General features: G+C 55.5%; 2 protein-coding genes and 1 rRNA gene. All 3 read left to right on the top strand.

Annotation, left to right across the window (positions count from 1 at the left end; all coding sequences use genetic code 11):
- A 5S ribosomal RNA gene (gene rrf / locus MHK09_RS11570) occupies positions 1–110 on the top strand; the annotation flags it as partial.
- A 94-nt stretch (positions 111–204) separates the two neighbouring features.
- Complete coding sequence (locus MHK09_RS11565; protein WP_005323886.1) at positions 205–432, top strand: hypothetical protein; 228 nt, start codon at positions 205–207, stop codon at positions 430–432.
- Positions 432–1,565, top strand: a complete 1,134-nt coding sequence (locus tag MHK09_RS11560) for a hypothetical protein (RefSeq protein ID WP_250411999.1) — start codon at positions 432–434, stop codon at positions 1,563–1,565. Before MHK09_RS11565 ends, MHK09_RS11560 begins: the two co-directional genes overlap by 1 nt.
- Positions 1,566–1,853 lie beyond the last annotated feature (288 nt).

Below are 1,853 nucleotides of genomic sequence, written 5' to 3'. Positions count from 1 at the left end.
TCAATAGCTGCAGGGAAACGCCCGGTCCCATTCCGAACCCGGAAGCTAAGCCTGCACACGCTGATGGTACTGCAACCGGGAGGTTGTGGGAGAGTAAGTCACCGCCGACACCAAACAACAAAAACACAACAAAATACAGAAACACTAAGAAGGAGACGGCAAACCACCGTCTCCTTCTTTTTATGTTTTGCTATTCTCCTCACCATGGACCAAAAGCAAATTTCTTATGTGGTGGACCAGGTCGAGCAAGGAATTCTTGGCCTCGAAGGCGTCGATAAGCTGCTGGCTTACTTGGACAGCCTGCATCCGGATGATTTGGCCGGCGTGGATTTCCTCGTTGACCGCATGTTTGAGGAGGAGCGTAACCAGATATGGGAGCTCACGGAAGCGCTGAAGGAGTTTCTCGCGGATCTAAAGGAATGCCAGAAGTAGTGCAGACGTTTGACGAAGCAACCAACACCCTTGTAAACCCCTCAGGTTTGAATCTGACTGACCCCGACGATTCACGGGCGTATGCCGACCAGGTGTGGCAGGCGGGTGTGCTTTTGAATGTGGCAATTGATGAGCCTCAACACCTGACCAGCCAAGGCGTCAAGTCAATAGAGCCTTACGATATCTTCCCGGTCGCACAACGGGCGCTAGAAGAGGTTCTGCTACAGTTGCCGCTGGTTAATGATCCAGTTGGGTCCGTGATCTGGAGCGCGGAACGCTTGGCCCAGGAACTACCTCAGGCCGCCCAATTGGCCCAGGTTGACGGGCTGCGCTTAGCCGAGTGGCTTTTGGGCGTTCTCGAGTCGCCGTATGCGGAGCAGGTTTATATCGACCCCGTACAGTACGCGCAGGCTTTAGGGCCTGAAGGCCTCAAAGAGCTGCGCGAGCGTGCGCAGGGTGAGTATGTCGGTCGTCGGTTAGCGGTGCTTTCCGGTTCTGTCGAGGAGGTATTTCGTACCCACACGGACGGATACGAGCAGCTCATTAGCGGGCTTTCGGAGATCGGCCGGTTCGACCTTGCTTACACGTACTCGGAAGAAGCGATGCGAATCCTCCCCGCTGAGGAAACGTTCAACATTGCTGGTGGTTGGGCCGCGATTACCGACGTCCACTTTCCTCACCGCAGCCCTTACGTCAATGAGCGAGTATTCGATGCGTTTCCACGGCTTTCGACGGCGGAAGGTCTTTTTGCGGCGGTGGGGGATAGCGCAGTGGAGCACATCGAGGCTCGGCTGCGCGATAAGCCCTGGGATCTTGCAATGTTTCAGTATCAGTGCCTACGCGATCCGCAACGAGCATGGGCGACAGCCTCGGACGCCGGGCTCCAACGCAATGTGGCAGAACTACTTCTTCCGCACCTGCCGGTCGAAACCATTCCCGTTCTTATGCAACTCATTGAGGACAAGCTGGAAACACAAAATGTCTATGGTCGCGACCAAGCGTATGGGTTGCTCGGGAAAGTTCAGAAGGCAGCTGACCCGGCTTCATTTGAGGACTTCTTAGGTCGCCTACAGCGGAAGTTTGCTGACTGCCCTGAAATTCGCAACCAGCTTGCCGACGCCGCCCAACCCTAAACCTTTGCTTTTACCCCCGCTGCCGGTTGTGGTGCGACTCTGGGGTTCCCTGCGGATTTAGGACACCTTATTCGAACATAAACACCCCCACACAAGGCACATGTCCACCAGACGGGATACCATAAAGACACTCGTTAGAAAACACATACGAACCCTGTTCTTCTCTGCTGGAGTGCCCCGTCCATGACTGCCACACTCACCCAACCCGAACCAGATACCAGCCTCGACTACCCAGACACCCTCCTCATCGGCGACCACCCCGACACCGATCCCCTAGACGATGGTGAT

The sequence above is a fragment of the Corynebacterium tuberculostearicum genome (assembly GCF_022347235.1).
In the GTDB taxonomy this organism is placed as follows: domain Bacteria; phylum Actinomycetota; class Actinomycetes; order Mycobacteriales; family Mycobacteriaceae; genus Corynebacterium; species Corynebacterium tuberculostearicum_F.
Note: the sequence above shows the minus strand (reverse complement) of the source record. Positions and strands in the feature narration are given on the sequence as shown.

What these genes read in the sequence shown, in the direction of transcription:
- MHK09_RS11565 (WP_005323886.1), top strand. Translation starts at nt 205, where the DNA reads ATGGACCAAAAGCAAATTTCTTATGTGGTGGACCAGGTCGAGCAAGGA.